Source organism: Sphingosinithalassobacter sp. LHW66-3 (genome assembly GCF_050703275.1).
In the GTDB taxonomy this organism is placed as follows: Bacteria; Pseudomonadota; Alphaproteobacteria; order Sphingomonadales; family Sphingomonadaceae; genus Sphingomonas.
In genome coordinates this window covers 2,720,952-2,747,820 of record NZ_CP193482.1, presented here as the reverse complement: position 1 = coordinate 2,747,820, position 26,869 = coordinate 2,720,952, and the positions used below count along the sequence as shown (strand labels likewise).

The 26,869-nt window shown below is 65.8% G+C and carries 23 protein-coding genes, 1 tRNA gene and 1 pseudogene; 17 read left to right on the top strand and 8 right to left on the bottom strand.

Going from position 1 to position 26,869, the window contains the following annotated elements:
• Positions 1-62: 62 nt before the first annotated feature.
• The 13 genes and pseudogenes from cobS to ACQ450_RS13450 all read left to right on the top strand — a co-directional run bounded on the left by cobS (position 63) and on the right by ACQ450_RS13450 (position 11,000).
• Positions 63-1,067 carry a cobaltochelatase subunit CobS gene (gene cobS, locus ACQ450_RS13510; RefSeq protein WP_188054230.1) on the top strand — a complete coding sequence of 335 codons (1,005 nt, stop codon included), beginning with the start codon at positions 63-65 and terminating at the stop codon, positions 1,065-1,067.
• Positions 1,064-1,276 carry a hypothetical protein gene (locus tag ACQ450_RS13505; RefSeq protein ID WP_431469657.1) on the top strand — a complete coding sequence of 71 codons (213 nt, stop codon included), beginning with the start codon at positions 1,064-1,066 and terminating at the stop codon, positions 1,274-1,276. The genes cobS and ACQ450_RS13505 overlap by 4 nt, the downstream gene beginning before the upstream one ends.
• An 84-nt stretch (positions 1,277-1,360) precedes the next feature.
• Entirely contained in the window at positions 1,361-3,190 is a 1,830-nt protein-coding gene (cobT, locus tag ACQ450_RS13500) for a cobaltochelatase subunit CobT (RefSeq protein ID WP_431469656.1), read from the top strand.
• 30 nt (positions 3,191-3,220) lie between these two features.
• Positions 3,221-3,460, top strand: a pseudogene (locus tag ACQ450_RS13495) (ribbon-helix-helix domain-containing protein); the annotation flags it as partial.
• A gap of 27 nt (positions 3,461-3,487) precedes the next feature.
• On the top strand, positions 3,488-4,387 hold the full coding sequence (thiL, locus tag ACQ450_RS13490; RefSeq protein WP_431471231.1) for a thiamine-phosphate kinase: 900 nt from the start codon (positions 3,488-3,490) through the stop codon (positions 4,385-4,387).
• Positions 4,388-4,494: 107 nt separating this feature from the next.
• Entirely contained in the window at positions 4,495-6,732 is a 2,238-nt protein-coding gene (locus ACQ450_RS13485) for a sodium-translocating pyrophosphatase (RefSeq protein ID WP_431469655.1), read from the top strand.
• Positions 6,733-6,897: 165 nt separating this feature from the next.
• The gene (locus ACQ450_RS13480; RefSeq protein WP_431469654.1) at positions 6,898-7,560 is read left to right on the top strand and encodes a hypothetical protein; all 663 of its coding nucleotides are present in this window, start codon (positions 6,898-6,900) and stop codon (positions 7,558-7,560) included.
• Positions 7,561-7,564: 4 nt separating this feature from the next.
• Positions 7,565-8,761 carry an alpha/beta hydrolase family protein gene (locus tag ACQ450_RS13475; protein WP_431469653.1) on the top strand — a complete coding sequence of 399 codons (1,197 nt, stop codon included), beginning with the start codon at positions 7,565-7,567 and terminating at the stop codon, positions 8,759-8,761.
• Between the two features lie 104 nt (positions 8,762-8,865).
• On the top strand, positions 8,866-9,084 hold the full coding sequence (gene infA / locus ACQ450_RS13470; RefSeq protein WP_003049127.1) for a translation initiation factor IF-1: 219 nt from the start codon (positions 8,866-8,868) through the stop codon (positions 9,082-9,084).
• Positions 9,085-9,192: 108 nt separating this feature from the next.
• Positions 9,193-9,762 (top strand): Maf family protein, encoded by a 570-nt coding sequence (locus ACQ450_RS13465; RefSeq protein ID WP_431469652.1) that lies wholly within the window; start codon positions 9,193-9,195, stop codon positions 9,760-9,762.
• Entirely contained in the window at positions 9,755-10,708 is a 954-nt protein-coding gene (locus ACQ450_RS13460; protein ID WP_431469651.1) for a ribonuclease, read from the top strand. The genes ACQ450_RS13465 and ACQ450_RS13460 overlap by 8 nt, the downstream gene beginning before the upstream one ends.
• The gene (locus ACQ450_RS13455; RefSeq protein WP_188054222.1) at positions 10,708-10,893 is read left to right on the top strand and encodes a DNA gyrase inhibitor YacG; all 186 of its coding nucleotides are present in this window, start codon (positions 10,708-10,710) and stop codon (positions 10,891-10,893) included. The genes ACQ450_RS13460 and ACQ450_RS13455 overlap by 1 nt, the downstream gene beginning before the upstream one ends.
• 31 nt (positions 10,894-10,924) lie before the next feature.
• A tRNA-Phe gene (locus ACQ450_RS13450) sits at positions 10,925-11,000 on the top strand.
• A gap of 223 nt (positions 11,001-11,223) precedes the next feature.
• Here ACQ450_RS13450 and ACQ450_RS13445 read toward each other — a convergent pair.
• The 5 genes from ACQ450_RS13445 to ACQ450_RS13425 all read right to left on the bottom strand — a co-directional run bounded on the left by ACQ450_RS13445 (position 11,224) and on the right by ACQ450_RS13425 (position 18,846).
• Entirely contained in the window at positions 11,224-13,491 is a 2,268-nt protein-coding gene (locus tag ACQ450_RS13445) for a xanthine dehydrogenase family protein molybdopterin-binding subunit (protein ID WP_431469650.1), read from the bottom strand.
• Positions 13,488-14,501, bottom strand: coding sequence for an FAD binding domain-containing protein (locus tag ACQ450_RS13440; protein ID WP_431469649.1), 1,014 nt, complete (start codon positions 14,499-14,501; stop codon positions 13,488-13,490). The genes ACQ450_RS13445 and ACQ450_RS13440 overlap by 4 nt, the downstream gene beginning before the upstream one ends.
• Complete coding sequence (locus ACQ450_RS13435) at positions 14,498-15,028, bottom strand: (2Fe-2S)-binding protein (protein ID WP_431469648.1); 531 nt, start codon at positions 15,026-15,028, stop codon at positions 14,498-14,500. Before ACQ450_RS13435 ends, ACQ450_RS13440 begins: the two co-directional genes overlap by 4 nt.
• A 350-nt stretch (positions 15,029-15,378) precedes the next feature.
• Complete coding sequence (locus ACQ450_RS13430) at positions 15,379-16,305, bottom strand: oxygenase MpaB family protein (protein WP_431469647.1); 927 nt, start codon at positions 16,303-16,305, stop codon at positions 15,379-15,381.
• Between the two features lie 45 nt (positions 16,306-16,350).
• Positions 16,351-18,846: a TonB-dependent receptor gene (locus ACQ450_RS13425; RefSeq protein WP_431469646.1), complete on the bottom strand. Its 2,496-nt coding sequence runs from the start codon at positions 18,844-18,846 to the stop codon at positions 16,351-16,353.
• A 118-nt stretch (positions 18,847-18,964) separates the two neighbouring features.
• On the opposite strand from ACQ450_RS13425, the gene ACQ450_RS13420 reads away from it, so the two are divergent.
• From ACQ450_RS13420 to ACQ450_RS13410, 3 genes are all read left to right on the top strand, one after another.
• Positions 18,965-19,696 carry a LuxR C-terminal-related transcriptional regulator gene (locus tag ACQ450_RS13420; protein ID WP_431469645.1) on the top strand — a complete coding sequence of 244 codons (732 nt, stop codon included), beginning with the start codon at positions 18,965-18,967 and terminating at the stop codon, positions 19,694-19,696.
• Positions 19,697-19,731: 35 nt separating this feature from the next.
• Positions 19,732-20,364, top strand: a complete 633-nt coding sequence (locus ACQ450_RS13415; RefSeq protein WP_431469644.1) for a TetR family transcriptional regulator — start codon at positions 19,732-19,734, stop codon at positions 20,362-20,364.
• Between the two features lie 82 nt (positions 20,365-20,446).
• A complete protein-coding gene (locus tag ACQ450_RS13410) occupies positions 20,447-22,060 on the top strand; it encodes a fatty acid--CoA ligase (RefSeq protein WP_431469643.1) in 1,614 nt (537 codons plus the stop codon).
• A 111-nt stretch (positions 22,061-22,171) separates the two neighbouring features.
• Here the strand turns inward: ACQ450_RS13410 and ACQ450_RS13405 are convergent, their stop codons facing one another.
• The 3 genes from ACQ450_RS13405 to ACQ450_RS13395 all read right to left on the bottom strand — a co-directional run bounded on the left by ACQ450_RS13405 (position 22,172) and on the right by ACQ450_RS13395 (position 25,226).
• Complete coding sequence (locus tag ACQ450_RS13405; protein ID WP_431469642.1) at positions 22,172-23,197, bottom strand: CaiB/BaiF CoA transferase family protein; 1,026 nt, start codon at positions 23,195-23,197, stop codon at positions 22,172-22,174.
• A 4-nt stretch (positions 23,198-23,201) separates the two neighbouring features.
• Positions 23,202-23,984 carry an SDR family NAD(P)-dependent oxidoreductase gene (locus ACQ450_RS13400; protein WP_188054215.1) on the bottom strand — a complete coding sequence of 261 codons (783 nt, stop codon included), beginning with the start codon at positions 23,982-23,984 and terminating at the stop codon, positions 23,202-23,204.
• Positions 23,985-24,050: 66 nt separating this feature from the next.
• Positions 24,051-25,226, bottom strand: coding sequence for an acetyl-CoA C-acetyltransferase (locus ACQ450_RS13395; protein WP_188054214.1), 1,176 nt, complete (start codon positions 25,224-25,226; stop codon positions 24,051-24,053).
• A 157-nt stretch (positions 25,227-25,383) separates the two neighbouring features.
• On the opposite strand from ACQ450_RS13395, the gene ACQ450_RS13390 reads away from it, so the two are divergent.
• Entirely contained in the window at positions 25,384-26,853 is a 1,470-nt protein-coding gene (locus ACQ450_RS13390) for an aldehyde dehydrogenase family protein (RefSeq protein ID WP_431469641.1), read from the top strand.
• Positions 26,854-26,869: the final 16 nt, after the last annotated feature.

The following is a 26,869-nucleotide window of genomic DNA, read 5'->3' as shown; positions in this document are numbered from 1 at the left end:
GTTGCGGTGCGCTGCGCCAGCGCCTAGGTGAGTGGCGACATCTTCAGATCGAGCCCATCCGCATGACCGATATCCCCAACACCCAGCCCGACAGCCGGGAGACCACGATCCTCGACGCTCCCGACAAGATGGTGAAGGTGCGCGATCTGTTCGGGATCGACAGCGACATGGAATGCCCCGCCTTCAGCGAGGCGGACGAGCGCGTTCCCGATCTCGACCCGGCCTATGTCTTCGATCCCGACACCACCCTCGCGATCCTGGCGGGCTTCGCGCACAACCGCCGCGTGATGATCCAGGGCTATCACGGCACCGGCAAGTCGACTCACATCGAGCAGGTGGCGGCGCGGCTAAACTGGCCGTGCATCCGCATCAACCTCGACGCGCACATCAGCCGCATAGACCTGATCGGCCGGGACGCGATCGTGCTGAAGGATGGCGTGCAGGTTACCGAATTCCGCGAGGGGCTGCTCCCGTGGGCGCTTCAGACGCCGACCGCGCTGGTCTTCGACGAATATGACGCGGGCCGCCCGGACGTGATGTTCGTGATCCAGCGCGTGCTGGAAACCGAGGGCAAGCTGACGCTGCTCGACCAGAATCGCGTGATCCGCCCGAACCCGTATTTCCGCCTGTTCGCCACCGCCAACACGGTGGGGCTGGGCGACACCAGCGGGCTTTATCACGGCACGCAGCAGATCAACCAGGGTCAGATGGACCGCTGGAACATCGTCGTAACGCTCAACTATCTGCCCGCCGCCACCGAGGCGCAGATCGTGCTCGCCAAGTCGGGCGAATATGACAAGCCGGGCGGCAAGGAGACAGTCGAGAATATGGTCCGCGTGGCGGACCTCACGCGGAAGGGCTTCGTCAACGGCGACATCTCGACCGTCATGTCGCCCCGCACGGTCATCACCTGGGCACAGAACGCGCTGATCTTCGGCGACGTCGGCTTTGCCTTCCGCCTCTCGTTTCTCAACAAATGCGACGAGGCAGAGCGCGCGCTGGTCGCCGAATATTATCAGCGCGTGTTCGGCAAGGATCTGCCGGAAAGCGTCGTCGGCGCGGCATGAGCGGCGACTCGCTCGACCCGAAGCGCTGGACCGCACGCGGCGGCGAGGGCGGACCGATCTATGGCGACGAGTTCGCCTATCTTAAGCAGATCGTCGCCGAGCGGCTCGAGGATGCTCCTGCCGCCGCAGCCGCGCCGCTGCCGGCGGTTCGGCGACCCAGCCTGATGGATGTCATCCACGCTGCGCTGCGCCGCCGGCTGAGGCGCTGACCGCCGCCGGTTCCGGCCGTTCCGGCGACGCTGCGGCGAATCCGCCCTTGCATCCTTGCCCCCGCTCCCCGCAAACACGATCCCATGGCCACCGACTCTCCCATCGATCGGCTGCGCGGCGTGCTCGGCGGCGCGGCGCGCGCGCTTGCGCAGGACGCCGAGGTCGAACTGAGCTTCACGGCGGATGCGCCGTCGCAATCGGGCAAGAGCATGAAGGTGCCGCTGCCCAGCCGAACGCTGCCGCGCGAGCAGATCGCCGAAGCGCGCGGCTTCGCCGACGGTTTTGCGCTGCGCCGCCGCCATCATGACAGCACGCTGCACCAGCGCGGCGCACCCAAGGAAGCCGTCGCCCGCGCCGTGTTCGACGCGGTGGAGACCGCGCGGGTCGAGGCGCTGGGCTCGCGTGGCTACGCCGGCATCGCCGACAATCTGGAGCATTCGCTCACGCTACGGCTGCGGTCCGATCCCATCGCTCGCGCCCGCAGCCGGGACGAAGTGCCGCTGTCCACCGCCATCGGGCTGATGGTGCGCGAGCGGCTCACCGGCCGGGCCGCGCCCGCAAGTGCCGCGCCGGGGCTCGCGCTGGTCCGCGACTGGATCGAGGAAAAGGCGGGCAGCGATCTCGACGCGCTGCCGCTGGCGATCGACGATCAGGCCAATTTCGCGCAGTTCGTGTCGAAGCTGCTCGCCGACCTCGAGCTGACCGAAGGCGACATGCTGCCCGACGACCAGGACGAGGGCGGCAGCGACGACGAAGGTACCGAGGACGGCGAAGACCAGAACGAAGAGCAAGGCGAGGAGCAGTCCCAAAGCGGCGAAGGCGAAGTCGAGGCGCGCGGCGAGCAGAGCGAGGGCGAGAACGAGGACGCCGAAGGCGAGCAGCGCCAGGACGAGTCCATGGACGACGCCGAGGGCGAGCCGGGCGATGACGGCGAGGAAGGCATGATGCCGGTCCGCCCCAATCGCCCCTGGTCCGATCTGCCCCCCCAGTTCGAATATCGGGCGTTCACCAGCCAGTTCGACGAAGTGATCGCGGCGACCGAATTGTGCGATGACGAAGAGCTGGAGCGGCTGCGCTCCTATCTCGATCAGCAGCTCGTTCATCTCCAGGGGGTAGTGACCAAGCTCGCCAATCGGCTCCAGCGCCGGCTGATGGCGCAACAGAGCCGGAGCTGGGACTTCGATCAGGAGGAAGGGCTGCTCGATGCCGCGCGTCTGGCGCGCGTCGTCGTCAATCCGATGCAGTCGCTTTCCTACAAGGTCGAACGCGACACCGATTTCCGCGACACGGTCGTCACCATCCTGATCGACAACTCGGGATCGATGCGCGGCCGTCCGATCTCGATCGCGGCGATCAGCGCCGACATCCTCGCCCGCACGCTGGAGCGCGTCGGCGTGAAGACCGAGATACTGGGCTTCACCACCCGCGCCTGGAAGGGCGGCCAGAGCCGCGAGAAGTGGCTCGCCGAAGGTCGCCCGCCGCAGCCCGGCCGCCTCAATGATCTGCGCCACATCGTCTACAAACAGGCCGACGAACCGTGGCGCCGCGCCAAGAAATCGCTCGGCCTCATGATGCGCGAAGGGCTGCTCAAGGAGAATATCGACGGCGAGGCGCTGCTCTGGGCGCACAACCGGCTGATCGGCCGACCCGAAGAGCGCAAGGTGCTGATGGTGATCTCCGATGGCGCGCCGGTCGACGATTCGACGCTGTCGGTCAATTCGGGCAGCTATCTCGAACGCCACCTGCGCCAGGTGATCGGCTGGATCGAGGGCCGATCGCCGGTCGAGCTGGTCGCGATCGGCATCGGGCATGACGTCACCCGCTATTACCAGAAGGCGGTGACGATCATGGATGCCGAGCAGCTGGCCGGCACGATGATCGAGCAGCTCGCCAGCCTTTTCGATGAGGATTGACGCAGCCCCTCCTCCGCGCGGAGGAGGATCATGAGCGCTTCCCTCCCCGTGCTTCCCGGCGGCTTCACGGGTCCGGTCAAGCGCTCGATCACCATCGCCGGCCACCCGACGTCGATCAGCCTCGAACCCGTCTTCTGGTCCGCGCTCGAAGCGGCGGCTGCCGCGCGTGCGCTGCCGCTGAGCGCACTCGTCGCCGCGATCGACCAGCTGCGCATCGTCGCCGACGATCCGCCCAACCTGGCGAGCGCAATCCGCAGCTGGCTGCTCGCCGCGCCGCCGCCGCCGCGGCGGCGAGGGCTGAGCGAAGCCGATCTGATCGCTGCGCTTCGCAGCCTTCCGCTTCATCCCGCCGCACGCGGACTCGTCGACGACACGGCGGTGCTGGGCGACCTGGTGCTCACCACCGATCTGATCGTCGAGGGAATCCATTTTCTCGCGGAAGATGCCCCAGAGGACGTGGCCTGGAAGCTGCTCGCCGTGAATCTCTCCGATCTCGCGGCCAAGGGCGCGGCGCCCGAAGGCGTGCTCCTCGGTCATCCGCTTGCGCCCGATGCCGATTGGGACCGCGCGTTTCTCGCCGGGCTCGATGCGGCGCTGCGCCACTTCGCCTGTCCGCTGCTGGGCGGCGATACGGTGTCGGTGCCGTCCGGCGCGCCGCGCACCTTCGCGCTCACCGCACTGGGCCGTAGCGCCCGCGCCCCTGCGCGTTCGGGTGCCCGGCCCGGCGATTCGCTATGGGTAACCGGCACGATGGGAGACGCCGGCGCGGGTCTGGCGATCGCGCGCGGCGAGGCGGGGCCGGCGACGCTGCTCGCACGCTATCGCCGTCCCGAGCCCCGCATGGCGGAAGGCGCCACGCTTGCGCCGCACGTCCATGCGATGATGGACGTTTCCGACGGGCTCCTGATCGACGCGCGGCGCATGGCGGAAGCGAGCGGCCTCGCCGTGACGGTCGATCTGGCGACCATTCCACTCTCGGCAGGCTACGTCGCCCATCGCGGCGACACGCGCGAATCCCGCCTCGCCGCCGCGACCGCGGGCGACGATTATGAACTCCTCTTTGCCCTGCCCGGCGATCCCCAGCCGCCGGTGCCCGCCGCACGCGTCGGCAGCTTCGCTCCGGGAGCGGGCCTTGTCCTCACCGACGGCGGCGAAGCCGTTCCGCTTCCAGTGCAGCTCGGCTTCCAGCACGGCTGACCTGCTGCGCCACGCTTGCGCTCGCGCCGCACCCTGTTAGCTTCAACAAACGCGCAGGAGCCGGCGCAGACCGGACCCGTGCCACACAGGGGAAGGATGCACGCGATATGGAGATCGTCTATCTCGCCATCGTCTGCGGCGTGATCGCCGTCGTCTATGGATTCGTTACCAGCCGACAGGTTCTGAAAGCACCCGCGGGCGACGCGAAGATGCAGGACATCGCCGCGGCAATTCAGGAAGGCGCCAAGGCCTATCTCGGCCGGCAATACCGCACCATCGCGGTCGTCGGCGTGATCGTCGCCATCATCCTCTTCTTCACGCTCGGCCTGCTTTCCACGGTCGGCTTCCTTCTCGGCGCGATCCTGTCGGGCGTTGCCGGCTTCGTCGGCATGAACATCTCGGTGCGCGCGAACGTGCGTACTGCCGAGGCGGCGCGGGGCTCGCTGCAGGGCGGGCTCACGCTTGCCTTTCGCTCGGGCGCAGTCACCGGGATGCTCGTCGCAGGGCTCGGCCTGCTCTCGATCGCGCTGCTCTTCTGGTATCTCGTCGGCGTCGCCGGCCATGCGCCCAACGGGCGGCCGGTGGTCGAAGGGCTCACCGCGCTTGCCTTCGGCGCATCGCTGATCTCGATCTTCGCGCGGCTGGGCGGCGGCATCTTCACCAAGGCAGCCGATGTCGGCGCCGATCTGGTCGGCAAGGTGGAGGCCGGCATTCCCGAGGATGACCCCCGCAACCCCGCCGTCATCGCCGACAATGTCGGCGACAATGTCGGCGATTGCGCGGGCATGGCCGCCGATCTGTTCGAAACCTATGTCGTCACGCTCGGCATCACCATGGTGTCGATCGCGCTGCTGGTACAGGGCCTTGCGCCGGATCGGCTGCTGGCGCTGATGAGCCTGCCGCTGATCGTCGGCGGCGTCTGCATTCTGACCTCGATCATCGGCACCTATGCGGTCCGGCTTGGCCGCAGGGAGTCGATCATGGGCGCGCTCTACAAGGGCTTTCTCACCACCGCGATCCTCTCGGTCCCGGCGATCTGGGCGGTCACCCAGGCGACGCTCGGCGATCTTTCCGCCGTGATCGGCGGCGGGGTCGGCATGGACGAAGTCCCCGTCGACCTCGCGCTGGTCGAGGGCATCGACGCGGGGCTCGCGATCGGCCCGAGCTTCACCGGCTGGGGGCTGTTCGCCTGTATGATGATCGGCCTGCTCGTCACCGGCTTGTTGGTGTGGATCACCGAATATTACACCGGCACCGCCTATCGTCCGGTCAAGTCGATCGCCAAGGCGTCCGAGACCGGCCACGGCACCAACGTGATCCAGGGTCTCGCGATCAGCCTCGAGGCGACCGCGCTGCCCACGCTGGTGATCGTCGTCGCGGTGATCGCCGCCTATCAGATCGCAGGCATCATCGGCATCGCCTTCGCCGCCACCTCGCTGCTGGCGCTCACCGGAATGGTCGTCGCGCTCGATGCCTATGGCCCGGTGACCGACAATGCCGGCGGCATCGCCGAGATGGCGGGGCTTCCCGACGACGTGCGCCACCGCACCGACGCACTCGACGCGGTGGGCAACACCACCAAGGCAGTGACCAAGGGCTATGCGATCGGCTCCGCGGGCCTCGCCGCGCTCGTGCTGTTCGGCGCCTATACCACTGATCTCGACCATTTCTCGGTCGAGCTGGGGCTGACCAGCGCCGTCGATTTCTCGCTCTCCAACCCCTATGTCATCGTCGGACTGTTGCTCGGTGCACTGCTCCCTTATCTGTTCGGCGCGTTCGGCATGACCGCGGTGGGCCGCGCGGCGGGGCATGTGGTCGAAGACGTCCGCACGCAGTTCCGCGACAATCCCGGCATCATGGAAGGCACCAGCCGTCCCAATTACGGTCGCACGGTCGACATCGTCACCCGGGCGGCGATCAAGGAGATGATCCTTCCTTCGCTGCTGCCGGTGCTGGCGCCGATCGTCGTCTATTTCGCGGTGATGGCGGTCGCGGCTGCCGGAGCGCCCGATCCGCTGCCGGTCGCCTATGGAAGCGCCGCCGAATACGGCCGCAGCCAGGGCTTCGCCGCGGTTGGCGCGCTGCTGCTGGGCGTGATCGTCTCGGGGCTGTTCGTCGCGATCTCGATGACCTCGGGCGGCGGCGCCTGGGACAATGCCAAGAAGTACATCGAGGACGGCAATCACGGCGGCAAGGGCTCCGAGGCGCACAAGGCCGCGGTGACCGGCGACACCGTCGGCGATCCCTACAAGGACACCGCCGGTCCCGCAGTGAACCCGATGATCAAGATCACCAACATCGTCGCGCTGCTGCTCCTCGCGGCACTGGCGGCCGCCGGGGGCTGATAGCCCGCAATATCACGGGCGTGATGAACCCGTCCGGCGACGCCGGGCGGGTCCTTTTTTTGGCTTGTGGATGCTGACAGGCGACCATAGCCTGTCCACATCATTTTGGGGCACATTATGAAAATTCACTGTTTTGTTGCGGCGGCGCTTGCCGCTGCGCTGCCGATGACGCTCGCCGCGTCGCCTGCGGTGGCACAGGCCGGCAGCCAGTTCAGCGCGGCCGACTTCGCGGCACTGCCGGCGCTCGAGGCGCCGCAACTCTCCCCCAGCGGCAACAAGATCGTCGGCCGGATCGCCGTGCGAGGCGAGCAGTTCCTCGGCATCGTTCCGATCGGCGAAGGATCGCCCTCGCTGATCCCGCTCGGCGAGAACGATCTGCTGTGGATCCGATGGGTCAACGAGGATTGGCTCGTCGCCGGCGTCGGAGGCGATGCGCCGTTCGGCCGCTCGGGAATTTCGTACATCACCCGCGCGGTCGGCATCAAAGCCGACGGCAGCGAGACCGTGCCGCTGCTCACCCGATCGCGTCAGGTCGGCCGCTACGCCGACGATGTGATCTGGGTGGCGAACGACGGCACGCCGCGCGTCCGCATGTCGATGCAGCGCGCGGAATATCTGCGCGAGCCCGGTTTCTGGCCCGAACGTTTCGACCGGGCGCAGCAAGCTGATTACGGACGGGCGCGAAGGCATCTTCACCTGGATCACCGACGGGGACGGCGACGTCCGCGTCGGGATCGGCAACATCGACGGCAAGTACCGCGCGATTTACCGGGACAGCGATCGCGACGGATTCCGCGACATCATCGACCGCCAGGTCGCCTATCGTGAGCAAGTGACCAAGCCCGATCTCTTCCTGGCGGACGGCACGGTCCTCTCGCTTGCCGAGGGAGAAGACGGGATCCGCCGCATCTATCGCTATGATCTGGCCACGATGGCGCTTGGCGAGCCGCTCTATGGAGACGCAGCGCACGACATCCTCGGTTACAGAACGAATGCGGACCAGACCAAGCTGCTGGGCGTCCGCTATCTCAACGAAGGTCCCGAAATCCGCTGGCTCGACGAGGATCTGGCGGCGATCCAGGCGGAAGTCGACGGCAAGGTGACCGGCGGGGCTGCCACGGTCGTCAGCTACAGCAACGACTATGGCCGCGTTCTTGTCCATGTCGGGGCGGCCGATTCGCCCGGCGCCTATTTCCTCTACGATCGAGCCTCCGGAGAGATGCCGCCGATCGCGTTCGACAATCGCACGATCCGCCTCGCCAAGCTCAACCCGGTCTCGACGATCCGCTACGCGGCGCGCGACGGTCTTCCGATCGAGGCGGTGCTCACGCTCCCGCGCGGCCGCTCCGAAAACCTGCCGCTGATCGTCATGCCCCACGGCGGCCCGTTCGTACGCGACTATGAGACCTATGACTGGTGGGCGCAGTTTCTCGCCAGCCGCGGCTATGCGGTCGTGCAGCCCAATTATCGCGGGTCGAGCGGCTATGGGCGGGCCTTCGCGCTCGCAGGCGACGGCGAGTGGGGCCGCAAGATGCAGGATGACCTGAACGACGCGATCACGCATCTTGCCGGAGAGGGAATCGCCGATGCGGGACGCGTCTGCATCGTCGGCGGCTCTTATGGCGGCTATGCCGCGATGCGGGCGGCTCAGCGCGATTCGGATCTCTACCGCTGCGCCGTCTCGTTCGCCGGCGTGTCCGACATGAACCGCATGCTGGCGCACGACAAGCGATTCCTAGGCAACAACTTCACCGACTGGCTCTCCGAGCAGGCACCCGATCTGAGCGACATCTCGCCGATCAATTTCGTGAACGACATCCGCATCCCGCTGCTGCTGGTTCACGGCAAGGAGGACCTGCGCCTTCCCGAAAGCCAGTCGCGCGAGATGTACGAGCGGATGCGGGCGGCCGGAAAGGACGTCACTTATATCGAACAGGAAGAGGGCGATCACGGTCTGAGCCGAGAGGAAGATCGCGTCGAATTCCTCGAGGCGCTCGAGGCGTTCCTCGCCGAACACAACCCCGCCTGATCGCCGCTGGGACCGCCGGGTGCGGCGGCGTCGCGCCCGGCTTCCTTTTTCGAGCGCGCGAGAGTAAAGGCTCCGGCGCTCGAATCGGCATCAACGAGGTTTCTTTGGCAAAGGAAGAACTGCTCGAGATGCGCGGACAGGTGGTGGAGCTGCTGCCCAACGCCATGTTTCGCGTGCGGCTCGAGAACGACCACGAGATTCTGGGCCATACCGCCGGCAAGATGCGCAAGAACCGTATCCGCGTGCTGGTGGGCGACGAAGTACTCGTCGAGCTCACGCCCTATGATCTCACCAAGGGCCGGATCACCTATCGCTTCAAGTGACCGGAGAGCCGCCCGGCGCGGTCGTATCGCCCTCGACCTCGGCGTCGTGCGGCTGAACCGGCCGCCGGGGCATGGCGCCGCAGGCGAAAAGGCTCCAGGGACAGCGGCATGAAACTCGTTCTCGCCTCCACCTCGCCGCGCCGTCGCGACTTGCTCGCCCGGATCGGCGTCGTGCCCGATCGCATCGCCGCTCCCGAAGTTGACGAGGACCCGCTCCCCGGCGAACTGCCGCGCCGCTATGTGCTGCGCATCGCCGAAGCGAAAGCGGCGGCGGTGCCCCGCGCTCCCGACGAAGTGCTGCTGGCCGGTGACACCACGATCGCGGTCGGCCGCCGCATCCTCGGCAAGCCCGCCGACGAAGCCGATCTGCGCCGCATGCTCGAACTGCTCTCGGGAAGGCGCCACCATTGCCTTTCGGCGGTCACGCTGATCGGCCTCGACGGTCGCGCCCGCACCCGCCTCGCCGACACGCAGGTCGCTTTCAAGCGGCTCACCCGCGCCGAAATCGACGAATATGTCTCCACCGGCGAGGGAATGGGCAAGGCGGGCGGCTATGCCATCCAGGGCCATGCCGAGGGCTTCGTGCGCTGGCTTTCCGGCAGCCACTCGGGCGTGGTCGGATTGCCCCTCTACGAAACGCGCGCCCTACTCGCCGCAGTCGGCTATCGATTTGGCTGAGTGGCTCTACGAAGCCGGCATCGGCGAGACGCGCGCCGCGCTGGTCGCGCGCGGCACGATCTGGAAGGCGCGGATCGAGCTCGCGAACACGGGGCCGCGCACCGGCACGGTCGCGCTCGCCCGTCTCGCCGATCGAGTGACGGGGCGAGTGACGCTCGAATCCGGCGGCGACGCGCTATGCGATCCGCTCCCCAAGGGGATTACGCAGGGCGCGCGCCTGATGGTGCGGATCGTCCGCGAGGCGATCCCCGAGCCGGGCCGCGCAAAGCTGCCCAAAGCCGTTCCCGCCGCCGAGAGCGCGGCTCCATTGACCGGACCCGACCTTCTCGCGCGCATCACTGCAAGCGGGCATCCGGTCCGCCGCCTCCATCCGCACGAGCCCGACCTGCTCGAGCAGGCCGGCTGGTCCGAAGTGCTCGAGGAAGCCCGCACCGGCGAGATCGCCTTCGCGGGCGGCGCGCTGCGGCTTTCGCTCACGCCGGCAATGACATTGTTCGATGTCGACGGCCCCGCCCCGCTCGAGCCGCTTGCGGTCAACGCCGCCCATGCCGTTGCGCGCGCGATGGAGCGCCACGGCATCGCCGGTTCGGTCGGCATCGACTTTCCCACGCTTTCGGGCAAGGCAGCGCGCCAGGCAGTCGCCGAAGCGATCGACGCCTCGCTCCCCCAGCCGTTCGAGCGCACCAGCATGAACGGCTTCGGCTTTCTCCAGATCGTTCGGCGGCGAGTGCGCCCGTCCTTGCCGGAGCTTCTCCGCGCCGACCTTGCCGGTGCCGAGGCGCGGGCGGAGCTGCGCCGGATCGAACGGCTTCCCCCACCCCCACCCGCTACCCATATGGTGGGCCGGCGCGTCGCGCGGCGCCTGGCACAGGAACCCGGCTGGAGGGCCGAGCTTGCGCGCAGGACCGGCGGCGCGGCGCACTTCGAAACCGCCGAGGAGCGATGATGGCGCGACGCGAAACCTGCCCCCTGTGCAGCAATCCCCCAGTGCAGGAGCACGCCCCCTTCTGCAGCCGTGGCTGCCGCGACCGTGATCTGCTCAAATGGCTGGGCGAAGGCTATCGCCTGCCCGGCGAAGCCGCCGCACCCGATCCGCACAGCGGGCTGGACACACCCGAGAATCGGGACTAACAGGCGGCCCTTCCGGCGTTTCCGCTGGCGTGCCCAGGTAGCTCAGTTGGTAGAGCATGCGACTGAAAATCGCAGTGTCGGCGGTTCGATTCCGTCCCTGGGCACCACATTTAAGTCGTTGTTGTAAAACGGCTTCCTCTGCACAGAGTCGCAGTTTCATCCCGATAGTTCCGGGACTTAAACGCGCTGCGACCGCGACCCAGCGCAGTAGAGACGCTTATTCGCCCCCGTTCGCCTGCCGCGGCAATCGCGAACGCAGTAGCTAGCTGAGGTCACAGACGCGCGGGCAGCTCTACGTTGCAGCTGGCGCGGCTCTATCCACTCCGGAGGTTACGTCATCAGCTTGTCGATGGTGATCGGCAAATCGCGGATGCGCTTGCCGGTGGCGTGAAACAGGGCGTTGGCGATGGCGGCCGCGGTGCCGACGATGCCGATCTCGCCTACGCCCTTGACGCCGATCGGGCTGACTTCGGTGTCGTGTTCCTCGACGAAGATCACGTCGATCTCGGGCACGTCGGCATTCACCGGCACATGATATTCGGCGAGATTGTGGTTCATGAAGCGGCCGATCCGGTGATCGGCGAGCGTTTCCTCGGTGAGCGCCATGCCGATCGCGAAGACGCAGCCGCCCAGGATCTGGCTGCGCGCGGTCTTGGGATTGATGATCCTCCCGGCGGCGACCGCATCGACGATGCGGGTGACGCGCGCCATGCCGACCTCCTCGTCGACGCGCACCTCGACGAAGACGGCCGAATGCGTATTGCGCGCCTTCTTCATCATGTTGAGCACGCCGGGCCGGGCCATCTCCTTGACTTCCAGCTCGTCCATCCCGGCCGCGGCGAGGATTTCGTCGAAGCGCATCCCGATCGCGGGATTGTCCTTGAGGACGATACGGCCATCGGCGAAGTCGATGTCGTCGTGGTGCGCGCCGGACAGCGGGCAGCCGTCGAGGTGGCGGGCCTTGTCGAACAGCTCCTCGAGCAGCGATTCGCACGCCTTCTGCACCGCCGAGCCGGTCGAGGCAGCAGTCCACGAGCCGCCCTCCACGGGCGAGAAGGGCAGTTCGGTATCGCCGAGCTCTGCGGTGATCTTCTCCACCGGCAGCCCGGTCGTGGCGGCGGCGATCTGGGTCATCATCGTGTAGGTGCCCGGCCCCATGTCGGCGGTCGCGGTGCCGACCTTCAGCGCGCCGTCGGCCGACAGCACCGCCCGCACGCTGGTGGGGCCCATCATCGCTTCCCAGACGCCGGTCGCCATGCCCCAGCCGATCAGCTCGCGCCCGTCGCGCATGGAGCGGGGTTCGTGGCTGCGCTTCTCCCATCCGAACCTGCGCGCGCCCTGTTCATAGCATTCGCGCAGCGCTCTGGAGGTCCAGGGCTTGTCCTTGATCTGCTGGCGCTCGGCATAGTTGCGCAGGCGCAGCTCGAGCGGGTCGATGCCGCAGGCATAGGCCAGCTCATCCATCGCGATCTCGAACAGGTTCATGCCCGTCGCCCCGCCGGGCGCGCGCATGTCACATGGCGTAAAGGTGTCGATCGCCGCGATCTCATAGTCGAGCTTGGCGTTGTCGCAGCGATAGGTGAGCGCACCCCAGTTGACGATCGTCTCCATGTAATGCTCGAAGCTGGAGGTCGCCGTCACCGCCGAGCTGACGATCGCGTTGAGCCGCCCGTCCTCTTCGGCGCCCAGCTTGACCGTTTGATAACATTCCGGCCGGTAGCCGTGGCCGAACATCTCCTGCCGCGTCATGACCACGCGAACCGATCGCTCCAGCTTCTTGGCGGCGAGACCCGCGAGATAGAGTTGGTACTGCGGCCGCAGGCCCGATCCGAAGGCACCGCCCACGAAGGGGGAAAGCACGCGCACCTTGTCGCGATCGAACCCCAGCGCGCTGCAGACGTACCAGTGGCTGTTCTTCACCCCTTGCGTCTTGTCGTAGATGGTGATCGTGCCGTCCTCTTCCCAGAAGACGGTGGAGGCAAACATCTCCATCGGATTGTGGTGTTCGGGCATCAGATGGTATTCGCCGACGACCTGCACGGGAGAGGCGGCGAACGCCCCCTCTCCGTCGCCGCGCGACTTCGGCTTGTGATACCCCACCCGCGGGATGAGCGGGCTGAAGCCGTCCTCGCGCGCTTCGTTCAGATCGGTCCGGAACTCGGCCCACTCATATTCGACTTCCAACAGGCTGGAGGCGTAGCGGGCGATCTCCTCGCTCTCGGCCACCACCAGCGCGATCGGCTGGCCCGAATAGATGATGTCGGGCCCGTACAGCGCCCGGAACGGACTGCCGACCGGCGGCGCAGTCATATCCTTCATCTTGATCGGAAGCCACGTCACGTGCGGCCGGTTCTCGTGCGTGATGACATCGACGACGCCGGCGACGTCCAGCGCCCGCGCCGTGTCGATGCGCTTGATCTTCCCCTTGGCGATCCGGGCAGTATGGACGTGGCCGTGCAGGAGATCGGCACGCGCGAACTCCGCCGCATATTTCGCCTGCCCGGTGACCTTCGCGGGGCCATCGACGCGGCTGAGCGGCGTGCCGAACCCGGCTTTCGTCATGTTCGGCTGCATCGTCATGGTGCTGGGTTCCCTCATGCGATCCGCTTGTCGATCTGACTCTGCGGATTGGCGTTGGCCGCCTGGTCGAGCGCGCGCAGGATGGCGCGGCGCGCAAGCGGGATCTTGAAGTCGTTCGCGCCCTGTCCGCGCGCCTCCGCGAGAAGGGCGTCGGCCACTCCGGCATAGGCCGCCGCCGAGGGCGCCTTGCCGACCAGCAGCGCTTCGGCCTCGCGGTTGCGCCAGGGCTTGTGCGCGACACCGCCCAGCGCCAGCCGGACCTCGGCAACGACGCCGTCTTCCATCCTCAGCGCCGCCGCGACGGACACGAGCGCGAAGGCATAGGACTGGCGGTCACGCAGCTTCAGATAGGTGTAATGCGTGTCGAAGCGTTCGGCGGGCAATTCGACCGCGGTGACCAGTTCACCGGGCCTCAGAGTCGTATCGTCCTGCGGCCGGTCGCCGGGGAGGCGGTGAAAATCCCGGAACGCAATCGCGCGGGCGCCCTCGGGCCCTTCGACGTGCACCCGGGCGTCGAGCGCCTGCAGCGCGACGCACATATCGGAGGGATGGGTGGCGATGCAGTGCTCGCTGGCGCCGAGGATCGCGTGCAGCCGGGTGAGCCCGCCGATCGCCTGGCAGCCGCTGCCGGGATCGCGTTTGTTGCAGGCGGTGGCGACGTCGTAGAAATAGTAGCAGCGCGTGCGCTGGAGCAGGTTGCCGCCGGTGGTCGCCGCATTGCGCAGCTGCGGGCTGGCGCCCGCGAGCAGCGCAGCGGAGAGCAGCGGATAGCGGCTCTCGATCCGCGTGTCCCAGGCGAGGTCCGAATTGGGCACCAGCGCGCCGATCTTAAGCCCCCCGCCCTCGGTCTCCTCGATCTCCCTGAGCGGCAGGCGATTGATGTCGACCAGCTTCACCGGCCGTTCGACCTCCTCGCGCATCAGATCGACGAGATTGGTGCCGCCCGCCAGGAAACGCACTGCCTCGCCGCGAATCTCGGACAGCGCCTCGGCCACCGTGGTGGGGCGGGCATAGGAGAAGCGGTTCATTCCGGCATCCTCGGCTCGCTCGTCCGGCCGTGCAGCACGTCCTCGATGGCGTCGACGATGTTGGGATAGGCGCCGCAGCGGCAGATATTGCCGCTCATATATTCGCGGATGCTGTCGCGGCTGTCGGCCTTGCCCTCGTTGAGCAGGCCCTGCGCCGAGCAGATCTGTCCCGGCGTGCAATAGCCGCACTGAAAGCCGTCATGCCGGACAAAGGCGTCCTGCAGCGGATGCAGCGTTCCGTCCCTGCCTGCCAGCCCCTCGATGGTGGTGATCTCGGCGCCGTCGAGCGTGACAGCGAGCTTCAGGCAGGAGTTGATCCGCCGCCCGTCGATCAGGACGGTGCAGGCGCCGCATTGGCCGTGGTCACAGCCCTTCTTGGTGCCGGTCAGCCCGAGCCGCTCGCGCAGGAAGTCGAGCAGCGAAGTCCAGGCAGGAATGCCATATTCAGCGGTTTCCCCATTGATGGTGAGGGACGTCGGGCGTGCGATCTCGCGCTCGATCCCTGTAGGTCGGACGAGTTGCTCCATCGGCATGTTCCCTTCTCTGGACGTGTAGCGTGTAAGCGGACCGGGGGCTGACTGGTTCCGCTAAGTCACGGTGGAAACGGCAATTCCATAGATCTCGCGCGCCATGCCCATCTGATTGATAGCGAAGACCCGGTATGATCGGCGCCGTCGCGAGCAGCGGGATTGCGGCTCCGCCCATGCAAAGCCTAGTCAGAGCGCAGACTCGAGCAGGAACTACTCGGCCGCCGTTTCATGTGCCGCCTTACGTGCATGATCGGCGTAGTCGAATAGTCTCGTGGCCAGCAGGCGGTCCTAATGGTTTCTCGCGATGCTTGACTTCGGAGATCCACTCGCAGCGGAGATCGACCTGCCTATCCGCGGTAAAGGTAGTTCGAGGGCAGGCCCAGCCTGCGCGACGCCTGCGCCGGAGGCGCATTCTTGATGTGGATGCGTTCGAACGCTGCGCCCATCGCCTTCAGGATACGCCGCTCCCACCAAGCGAGGTGATATTCCTCCCCGTCGAGCTCCAGCCGTTCGATCGCCCAGAGCGGCAACAGAGAGATGCCGCCGCGTACCATCATCCACTGGAACGGGCGCAACGGCCCGGGAACGGCCGGCGTCCTCCTGACGATGTCGAGAAACTCGAAGACGATGGGGTGCGACTGGATTCGTGGGCGCATCGCCTCGAACTGCTGCTGCTGCTCCGCCAGGCTGGTCGGCGCGCCGCGTGCGAGGAAAAGGTCGGCGATCGGCTTCGATTCCCGATAAGACCGATCGCGGTCGGCATTGCTCAGCGGACGGCAGAACGCAGCATAGGCCTCCATAAAACCATAGCCCACGGTGGCCTGCACCCAATCAAGCAACTCCGGGTCGTTTGCATGGTAGGCCTCACCCTCGGAAGTCGTACCGCGCACCTTTTCGTGCATCCGTACGACACCACCGATCACCTTGTCGGCGACGGCGCGGGGGGCATAGACGCTCACATGCGTGACCATCCCCGTACGCCGCATTCGAGTGACGGGATCGGTAGGAAAGATCGAGTGTCCCCACACTCCCGCGCGCACGCGCGGCTCACCGAGTTCGAGCAGCACCGCCGCTATTCCGCCGACGAACAACGACACCGGGTTCTTGAACACGTCCCATGCGATCGAGTCCGGCTCGTAATAGGCAGGCGCGCCGGGCGGATTGAGGAAATCCACGCGCGGCATCACCGGCTTCTTCTTCCGCGTCTGCGCCGGGGCGTCCGCAGCCGGGCCGACATGGCCGGCTGCTGGCATGGAAAGTGCGGCGTCATTCATGGCGTTACTCCCAATTCGAACTCGCTGACCCCAACGCCCGCCCGTTCAGAAGTTGAAGGTGAAGGAAGCACCGTAGGTGCGCGGCATCCCGGCATAACGGACGTTGAGGTTCTGGTTGTCGACGACCGACGTCCAGTAATAGGTGTCGGTGATATTCCGGCCCCAGACGGTCAGGGCCCAGCCGCCATTGGCGCTGGCAATGCCGAAGCTGCCGTTCACCAGCGCATAGTCCGGGATGCGGAACAGCGGATCCTCGCCGAAGTCCGAATGGGTCTCCGTGCGGTAGCTACCATTGAGCGTCGCCTGGAAATTGAGGCTGGACGACAGCGGCAGCGTCAGCGTCGCGGTCGCACTGGTCGAGAATTCAGGCGCGAACGAAAATTCCGCACCCGAGAAGTCGGTCGGAATGCCGGCGGCGTTGGCACCGACATAATTTTCGATTTCAGTGTTCAGATACGTGCCGTTCCAGGTCAGCACGAACGCCGGCGTCGGACGCAGCGTCACTTCCGCATCGATCCCCCAGGCGTGCGATTCCGGAATGTTGACCAGCCGCTGGAGCGCACCGAAGGTCGGGTCCGGAACGTAAGAGCTGAACTGCTTATCCTGATAGTCATAAAAGAAGGCGGACACGTTCACCTGGGCGAAGCGATCGCCGAGTTCCTGCTTGATCCCGACTTCATAGGCAGTGAGCAATTCCTGCGTGGCCGGAGTGAACTGCACCGCGCGGTTGGCGGGCACGATCGGTATATTGCCCGACTTCACACCGCGCGCCGCAGAGGCATAGATCAGCGTCGCATCACTGGGCGTGTACTGGAATGCGAGCCGGCCGGAGACGTTGCTCTCGTTCAGCTCTTCGTGGACGAGCACGTCCTGATTGGTCGTGGGATCGTAGGTGGTGCAGCCGCCGGGCACGACCAGCGGTGCGATCACCCCATAGGTCTGGAAGATGATCGCCCGTCCGGCGGTATTGACGATCGCCTGGTAGTTGCCGTTCACGTCGATCGAACAGCCGTCCAGCTCGGTATAATCCATTCCGATCCGCACGCCGCCCGAAATGGTGAAGTTGTCGCTGACATCGAATTCGGCATTTGCGAAGCCGCTATAGGTTTCGGAATAGCCGGTCGCGCTGCCGCCGCCTGCACGGAAGGCGACCGCTACATCCGCCGGGGTGTACCCAGCGGTGTTGAAGATCGCGTTCAGCACCGGGTTGGCAAGGATGCCCAGCGTCGATGCGCGAAGATAGCGGACCGACGAGTTGTCGCCGATCAGGAAGACGCTGCCTTCCTTCAGCTCGTCGTGGGCATAATATCCGCCCAGCGACCAGCGGAAGCCTGGATGGTCGCCCTCGAACCGCAGCTCCTGCGAGAAGGTCTCGATGCTCGCATCATATTCGGTAGCGACGATTTCATAGGGGACGCCGCTGAAATCGACGACGTCCTGGCGCGAGAAATCGCTGTAGCCGGTCATCGAGATGATCGAGAGTTCGGAATTCGGCCGAACCGTCAGACGGAGCTGAGCCGAAAAGAAGTCACTGTCGGCACGCGGGGCTCCGATGCCCGGCGCCAGGCCGACAGTCGCGCCGAGCTGAGAGGACGGGGCGAAGCCCGCGTCGCTGGCCTCGTCTGGCTGGTTGTTCGCGAGATAGGTCAGCAGGCCGGGAATGTTGAAATCGCCCGGCCCGACCGCTGGCGTGGCCAGCGTGAGGCGATTGGTGAGGTTGAGGCTGATCGCCTGCCCCGCCTGGGTTTCGGACCGATCGCGCCAGCCCGATACGGATGCGAACGCCTCGAACGTGTCGGACGGCTGGAACAGTAGCGAGACGCGACCCGCAAGGCGATCCTTTTCGCCCAGCCTCTCGCCGCGGCTCTGGTCGATCTGCCAACCCTCGTCGCTGTTCTCGGAACGGAAGGCGAAGCGGATCGCCGCGGTATCGCCGAGCGGAAGGTTGAGCGCGCCCTCGAAGTTATAGGTCTGGTAGTTGCCGACCTCGACCGTACCGGAGCCGGTGACGGCGCCCAGCTGCGGCTTGTTGGTGATGAAGTCGACAAGGCCGGCGGTGGTGTTACGGCCATATAGCGTGCCCTGCGGACCCTTCAGCACCTCGACACGCTCCAGATCGAAGAGCGGACCGCTCGCCATTGAGGGATAGGGATAGGCCAGTTCATCCTGGTAGATGCCGACCGTCGAGGTCGCGGTGATGTTGACGCTGTTGAAGCCGATGCCGCGCAGCGTGAAGATCGGCACACCGGAATAGGCGGGCGCCACCGCAAGACCGGGCACGTTGGTGGCGAGCGACTGCACATTGTCGATGCGCAGGTCGCGCAACGAATCGCCGGAAAGCGCCTGCACCGCCATTGGGACGTCGTTGATCGATTCGCTGCGTCGCTGCGCGGTCACCACGATTTCATCGCCCACCGACTGCGTGCGCGCGACGGGCGCTTCGTCCTGACCGGACTGCGCCGCGGCGTCCTGCGCCGAGGCAGGCATGGCGGCGAACAATGCAGCCGGTGCCGCGGCGATGAGAAAACCTGCCTTGCGCATACCACTTCCTCCCACTGTCCCCCGCGGTCGAACGCCGCAATTTGGGTGTTGTTTAAGTGAACAATTACATTGTAAGAGCAGGCTGGACAGCTATCGGTTCTGATAGGGGTGCCCCGGAGTGGCGCAGGACTCGCAAACGATCGGATTGCTGGCGGCGGAAATTCAGGAGGCCGGGCACCGGCTGGGCCTGCCGCTGGTTGCCGCCTGTGCCGACATCAGCAGCGCCCGCGCCGCGCTTGACGAGCGCGGACAACCGATCGGCGCCCTTTTCGACTTCACGGCGGACGCACGCGACTATTGGAACTGGAGCGACCTTGCGCTGCGCAACGCCATCATCGCGGTGGTACGGCACACGGCAGAGCCCTTTTATTACGATCGCGGCGAAATCGGCGGATGGCAGACGATGGCCCTGAGCGACGAGTTGATCGAGCAGGCGCGGGAGAAGGATTACGCCGTCCGTGCGGCGATCGTCGCGCCGGTTCATCTGCCGGGGACGACAATCGGTGCGGTACTGTGGGCAAGCGACACCGGACGGCCGGACCTGGTTGTCCTGTACCGCGAACACGCCGTCGCACTGCATGGCCTAGCGTTGCGGTTCGTCGCGGCATGCGAGGTCGTGAATCACGGACCGTCGCCAATTCTCGTCCACCCGCTCACGCGCCGCGAGATCCAGTGCCTGAAACTCGCCGCCGCAGGAAAAACCGATGGGGAAATCGGCACCATCCTGGAGGTGGCGATACCGACAGTGCGGTTCCACCTCCGCAAGGCCAGCGCCAAGCTCGGCGAAATGGGACGATTGAGAACGGTGCAGCGTGCGGCGGAACTCGGATTCGTCGCGACACGACGTTGAAAGATCGCAAAAGGAAGGATTTCAGGGGTACGGGAATGGCGAGTACAGCGCAGCGCAAGGATAGTGGGATCGCGTCGGCCGACGCATTGCTCAACGCCACCAGTGCGTTGATGACCGAACGCAATTCGGTGGACGTCACTTTCGTCGACATCGCACAGCGCTCCGGTCTCAACTCCGCGCTGATCCGCTATCATTTCGGCAACAAGGCCGGCCTGTTCATGGCCCTGCTCGAGCGCGATGCCGGCGGTACGTTCGGCAACCTGGACGCGCTGGTCGAGGCAGACATGCCGGCACCGCAGAAGATGCGGCACCACATTTCCGGCGTGATCAAAACTTATTACCGCTATCCCTATATGAACCGCCTGGTCGGCGCGCTGTCGATCGATACCGATTCAGAAACCGCCCGCTTCATCGCCGAGCGGTTCACCAAGCCTCTCGCGGCGGCGCAAAAGGCAATTCTCGAACAGGGTGTGCGCGAAGGCGTATTCCGCGACGTCGATCCCATGCTCTTCTACTTTTCGCTGATCGGCGCGTGCGACCATCTGTTCCACGCTCGCCACTCGCTAAAATACGCCTTCGGGATCGACGAGATAACCGACGAGATGCGGCGCGGATATGCCGATCACATCACCGAACTGCTGATGGAAAGTATCCTCCTGCACCGCTGACCACCGGCTTGCCCTCTCTGCATTATTTAAGTAATTAATGCGTAGCGACGGGATCCAATCCCGGGCAATCTGGAGAGGCTGAATGGGCGAAGCGACGCAGAGGACGCGGGCGGATCAGGCGATCGATTTCGATGCGATGCCTCGGCTGGGGGACATCCCCGCCTACCATGCCTCACGACGACCGCTGAAAACCGCTACCTGTTTCGAAGGGACGGAAACCAGTTGGGCGACGCTCGATGCCCGGGCGAATCGAGTCGCCAATGCGCTGCTGGCCGAGGGGCTGAAGCCGGGCGCTCGCGTCGGTTTCGTCGGCAAGGCGCTCGACAGCTTCTTCGAACTGATGTTCGGAGTCGCGAAGGCGGGAATGGTGATGGTTCCGGCACAGTGGCGCCTCGCCGCACCGGAAATCATCCAGGTGTTCGACGATTCCGACACACGCCTGCTGTTCCTCGCGGCCGACCAGTTCGAGCGCGCGTCCGAATATTGCGCGCTGCCCGGTGTCGACAAGTGCATCGCGATGGAGCCGGGAAGCAATCTACCAGGCTTTGCCGAGTGGCGCGATGCGGCGGACAGCTCGGCGCCCGATATCGAGGTCGATCCGGACGACGTCGCGCTTCAGCTCTACACATCCGGGACCACCGGCAAACCCAAGGGCGTGATGCTCAGCCATCGCAACATTCTGAGCGGCCGGCGCGATGCGATGGGCGTGCCGATGCCGTGGAACGAGTGGCTGGAGGACGACGTCAATCTGGTCGCGCTGCCGCTGGGCCATATCGGCGGGGTCGGCTGGGCTATCGTCGGCTATTTCAACGGCGCGACGACGATCGTGCACCGCGATTTCCTGCCCGCCCAGGTTCTGGAAGCGATGGCGAAGGACGGCATCTCCAAGATGTTCCTCGTCCCCACGGCGATCCAGATGCTGCTGATGATGCCGAACGTTCGCGAGCTCGAATTTCCGAAGCTGCGGCACATTCTCTACGGCGCCTCGCCGATCGCGCTCGACCTGCTGCGCGAGGCGACCGAGGTGTTCAAATGCGGCTTCGCCCAGCAATATGGCATGACCGAAACCTGCGGCACGATCGTCTACCTGCCGCCCGAGGATCACGACCCGGCGGGCAACGAGCGGATGCGCTCGGCCGGGCTTCCGATGCCGGGGGTCGAGATCCGCATCGTCCATCCGCAGGAGCGCAGTGTACTGCCGCCGCGCGAAGTCGGCGAGGTCGAAACCCGCTCGGTCGCGAACATGGTCGGTTACTGGAACCGAGACGACGCGACCTCCGAAACGGTCGACAATGACGGGTGGCTGCGGACCGGCGACGCCGGCTATCTCGACGAAGACGGCTATCTCTACATTCACGACCGGTTCAAAGACATGATCTGCACCGGCGCGGAAAACGTCTATCCGGCGGAAGTGGAAAGCGCGATCTACGGCCACCCGGCGGTGCAGGAAGTCGCAGTCTTCGGCGTACCCGATGCGAAATGGGGCGAAGCGGTGAAGGCCGTCGTCGTGCCCAAATCGGGCAGCGATGCGAATGCCGACGATATCATCGCTTATGCCAAGGGCAGGATTGCCGGGTTCAAGGTGCCGAAGACCGTCGATTTCGTCGATGCCCTTCCCCGCACGGCATCGGGCAAAGTGATGCGCCGGGCACTGCGCGATCCCTATTGGGAAGGGCGCGACCGCGGCGTGAATTGAGGCGGCGGCGGGGGCGCCGTTCAGCGGCGCCCCTCCCCCTCACCCGATCCCAGTCCGCAGACGAGCAGTGCCATCGCCCCGCGCCAGCAAGGCGATCGCGCGACGCCAGTGTTACTTCGTGGCGGGCGGCGGATCGAAGCGCGGCGCCGGGCCGGGCTGCACCACGCCCGCGCGCTCGATGAAGGAGCCTCGCGCCGCATTGTGCGGATGATCGGGCGCTTCGCTCATCGACAGGACTGGCGCGAAACAGGCATCGGTGCCCTCGAGCAACGAACACCATTCGTCGCGCGTCCTGGTCAGAAACAAGGTATCGAGCCGCTGCTTCAGGTCCGGCCAGGCGGTGCGATCCATTTGCGCGTCGAATGCGGGGTCGTCGGCAATCCCCACAACCTCCCGGAAGAGCGCATAAAATTGCGGCTCGATCGCACCAAGCGCGATGTGCTTGCCGTCCGCCGTCTCGAACGTATCGTAGAAGTGGGCTCCGGTATCGAGCAGGTTGACCCCGCGATCGTCCACCCAGCCCAGCGTTTCGCGAAAGCCCCAGACCATGTTCATCAGCAGCGCCGACCCTTCGGTCATCGCGCAATCGATCACGGTGCCGAGACCGCTCGCCCGCGCGCCTAGGATGCCGGACACCATGCCAAAGGCCATCATCATGCCGCCACCGCCGAAATCGCCAACCGCATTCACCGGCGGCGTGGGCTTGCCGCCTGCCCGACCAAAGGCGTGCAGTGCGCCGGACAGAGCGATATAGTTGATGTCGTGCCCCGCAGCGTTGGCGAGCGGCCCCGTCTGACCCCAGCCGGTCATCCGCCCGAAAACGAGGCGCGGATTGTCCGCGCACAGCACGTCCGGGCCAAGGCCAAGCCGTTCCATCACGCCGGGGCGAAAGCCTTCGAACAGGCCATCCGCCTGCGCCGTCAGTTCGCGGATCCTGGCGACGCCTTCCGGCGATTTCAGATCGATCTCGACCGGCGTTCGCCCGCGCAGCAGCGGATCGCGCGGATCGGGTGCGGCGCCGGGGCGGTGGCAGTACATCACCTCCGCCCCGTGATCCGCGAGCATCATGCCGCAAAACGGGCCAGGGCCGATCCCCGCCATCTCCACGATGCGGACGCCGTTCAGCGGGTGCATCACCGGCTCAGCGCGGCGCCATGCGGATGCCGCCGTCCAGGCGCACGTCCTCGCCGTTGAAATAGCCCGTTTCGATCATGCAGAGCGCGAGCGCGGCATATTCGTCGGGCTGGCCCAACCGCTTCGGGAACGGCACCGACGCGGCCAGCGCATCCTTGACATTCTGCGGCGCCATGGCGAGCAGCGGCGTATCGAAAATGCCCGGCAGGATGGTGTTCACCCGCACGCCTTCGCTCATCAGGTCGCGCGCGATCGGCAATGTCATGCCGACAACGCCGCCCTTCGACGCCGAATAGGCGGCCTGCCCGATCTGTCCGTCCTCGGCGGCGACGCTGGCGGTATTGACGATCGCACCGCGCTCGCCATCCTCCATCGGATCGAGCGTCAGCATGCCGGCCGCAGATTTGGCGATGCAGCGGAAGGTGCCGACCAGGTTGATCTGGATGACCCAGTTGAATGCATCGAGCGGGAAATGCTTGATGCTGCCGTCTTCCTTCGACCGGCTGGCGGTCTTCACGGCATTGCCGGTGCCTGCACAGTTGACCAGGATACGCTCCTGCCCATGGGCCTTGCGCGCGACCGAGAACCCGGTGTCGACGCTTTCGTCGCTGGTGACGTTCACTTCGCAGAAGACGCCGCCGATTTCCGCGGCGACCGCCTCGCCCTTTTCCTTCTGCAGATCGAAAATCGCGACCTTCACGCCCTTGGCGGCAAGCGCGCGGGCAGTCGCCGCGCCCAGCCCCGAAGATCCTCCGGTGACGACGGCGGCAATCGATGAGTCGAGTTTCATAATCCTGTTCCTGTCCTGAAACGCTGCGATGCGGGCACACCGGCCCCCGCTCCGGTCGCTATCGCTTTACAGCCGCTCGACGATGGTCACGTTGGCGACGCCGCCGCCTTCGCACATCGTCTGCAATCCGTATTTCTTGCCTCGCTTGCCGAGAGCATTGAGCAGTGTCGCCATCAGCTTCGTGCCGCTCGCGCCAAGCGGATGGCCCAGCGCGATCGCACCGCCGTTCACGTTCAGCTTCTCCGGATCGGCCCCCGTATGCTTCAGCCATGCGAGCGGCACCGGCGCGAACGCCTCGTTGACTTCGTAGAGGTCGATATCCTCGATCTTCATTCCGGCGCGCTTCAGCGCCCGGTCGGTCGCGAACAGGGGCTCCTCGAGCATGATGACCGGATCGCCCGCCGTGACGGTGAGGTTGTGGAGGCGCCCGATCGGGGTCAAGCCATGCTCTTTCAGCGCAGCTTCGGACACGATCAGCACGCCGGACGACCCGTCGCAGATCTGACTTGCATTGGCGGCAGTAATCACACCGTCAGGCGCGAGCAGCTTGACCGACTGAATGCCTTCCATCGTCGCGTCGAAGCGAATGCCTTCATCGATCCGGTGAAGTTCGGTACCGTGCGGAGTCTCGATTTCCAGCGCCAGGATTTCGCTTTCGAAGTCCCCTCGTTCGGTCGCGGCCGCGCCGCGACGGTGGCTTTCGAGCGCAAAGGCGTCGAGCTCGTCCTTCGAAAAGCCGTGCTTCTTTGCGATCATCTCGGCGCCCAGGAACTGGCTGAACTGAATCCCGGGGTAGCGCTCTTCCTGCCGCGGCGACTTGGGAGTACCCATGCCCTTCTCGGCATGGAACATCACCGTCGATCCCATCGGGACGCGCGTCATCGATTCCACGCCAGCGGCGATCACGACGTCCTGCGTGCCCGACATGACTGCCTGCGCCGCGAACTGCATGGCCTGCTGCGACGAACCGCACTGTCGGTCGATCGTCACCGCCGGCACGCTTTCGGGCAGCTTGGAGGACAGAACGGCATTGCGCCCCACGTGCAGCGCCTGTTCGCCCGCCTGCCCGACGCAACCCATGATCACATCGTCGATCGCCTTAGGGTCGATCCCGGTACGATCGACCAGCGCGTCGAGTACCGCCCCGCCCAGATCGGTGGGGTGCCAACCGGCCAGTCGGCCGCCGCGCTTGCCACCCGCAGTGCGCACCGCATCGACGATATAGGCTGTGGGATGTGCCATGAGACTGCTCCGATTCTCGAGTTTGGGCGGCGATACCAGCGGATCACCTGGGTTTCAATCGGCCACCGAAATTTTAATCACTCGCATAACTAACCTTTTCGAGACTCGCCGAACGCGTTAGACGTCGTCCGAGAAAGAACTTCGCGAAGAGGCAGCGATGGTGGATTTCACGCGCGATTTCACGATGACGATCGACGGCGCAGGCGTGCCGGGTGATGCAACGATCGACGTTCTCAACCCAGCGACCGAGGGACTGGTGGCCAAGGCGCCCGACTGCACCCGCACGCAGCTTGACGATGCCGTTGCCGCCGCACGCGCCGCCTTCCCTAAATGGCGTGCGACGCCGCTAGCCGAACGCCGCGCGGCAGTCGCGAAGATCGGCGAAGTGATCGGCGCAAATATGGACGCGATGTCGCGACTCTTCACACTCGAACAGGGACGCCCGCTCGCCATGACCGGCCCGGAAGTCGGCGGTGCGGCATTCTGGGCGCAGACGGTGGCGCAGCAGGAACTGCCGGTGACGGTGAACGAAGAAACGCCCGAACGCCGGTCCGAAACCCGGCACGTGCCGCTGGGCGTGGTCGGCGCGATCGTGCCGTGGAATTTCCCGCTGATGATCGGCATCTGGAAAATCTGCGGCGCACTGCTCACCGGCAACGCGCTGGTGATCAAGCCGTCGCCCTTCACGCCTCTCACGATGCTGAAGCTGGGAGAAGCGATGCGAGAACATCTTCCGCCCGGCGTGTTCAACGTGGTGAGCGGTGGCGACGATCTGGGTCCGTGGATGACCGCGCACCCCGATATCGACAAGATCAGCTTCACCGGGTCGACCGCGACCGGCAAGCGAGTGATGGAAAGCGCCGCCTCGACGCTGAAGCGCGTGACGCTCGAACTGGGCGGCAACGATGCGGCGATCGTCCTGCCCGATGTCGATGTCGAGACAGTGGCCGAGCCGCTCTTCTGGGCGGCCTTTGCCAATTCGGGCCAGGTCTGCACCGCCGCCAAGCGCATCTATGTCCATGCCGACATCTATGACGAGCTCGCCCGCGCGCTCGTCGCCGTGGCGCAGCGCGTGCCGATGGGCGACGGCATGGCAGAGGGCAACATGCTTGGCCCCATTCAAAACCGGCAGCAATTCGACCGGGTGAAGACGCTGATCGCCGATGCCCGGGCGAACGGCGAACGCTTCCTGACCGGCGGCGAGCCGGCGGAGGGCGACGGCTATTTCATTCCGGTCACCATTGTCGACAATCCGCCGGAGGACAGCCGCACGGTGCAGGAGGAGGCGTTCGGTCCGTTCGTCCCGCTGCTCAAATACGCTGATCTGGACGAGGCGATCGCGCGCGCCAACGCTTCGGACTATGGGCTGGCCGGATCGGTCTGGTCGAACGACATGGAGGCGGCGGTCACGGTCGCCGAGCGGCTCGAAACCGGAACCGTCTGGATCAACGAGACGCTCTACGTGATGCCCTGGACGCCCTTTGCCGGGCACAAGCAGTCGGGCATCGGCGTGGAGCATGGCATTGACGGCCTGCTCGAATTCACCGCCCCGCAGACCATCACCGCCCGCAAGCCGATCATCGCCGAAAACGCCGAGGCCGCACCGGCCGCGGAGACGGCGGAATGACTGCGGAAACCACCGC